Annotated in this window: 1 pseudogene; it reads right to left on the bottom strand. The window is 47.4% G+C overall.

Annotated elements, in window-relative coordinates:
* A pseudogene (locus BGM26_RS19810) lies at positions 1-570 on the bottom strand (hypothetical protein); the annotation flags it as partial.

Raw genomic sequence — 570 nt, 5'->3', positions numbered from 1 at the left:
GCGCTGAATTTCAGCTCTGGCCTCTCTCGCGGTTTCGCTTGGACTCGGCACATTTGTGCTACGATCAGATTGGGCTGATTGGGTAGCTTGAGTTGGCTGGGCTGGTTGTTTAGATTCTATTTGCTTCAGTTCCAATTCTGCCTTCGCTAAAGCTTGCTGCAACCGCTCGCGGCCAGATGACTCTTGACCTATTTTCTGTAGCTGAGTAGCTTCACTTAGCGCCTTTTCAACTTTTTGCGCTACTTCATGATCCATTTTTGGATTCTGCACAATTTGTTCACGGACTTTTTCTATGGCACGTGGAAGATTTGGCTCGCGCTGGATTTCGGCTCTGGCCTCTTTCACGATTTCGCTTGGGCTCGACTCGTTTGTGGTGCGATCAGCTTGGGCTGATTGTTTAGATTCTATTTGCTTTAGTTCCAATTCCGCTTTTGCTAAAGCTTGCTGCAACCGATCGCGGCCCAATGATTCTTGGCCTATTTTTTGTAGCTGAGCAGCTTCACTCAGTGCTTTCTCCACTTTTTTCGCTACTTCACGGTCCATTTTTGGATTCTGCACAATTTGTTCACG

This window comes from Bacillus sp. FJAT-29790 (assembly GCF_019039215.1).
Classification (GTDB): domain Bacteria; phylum Bacillota; class Bacilli; order Bacillales; family Cytobacillaceae; genus Cytobacillus.
The sequence above is the reverse complement of the archived record's forward strand: the minus strand, read 5'-3'. Positions and strand labels throughout refer to the sequence as shown.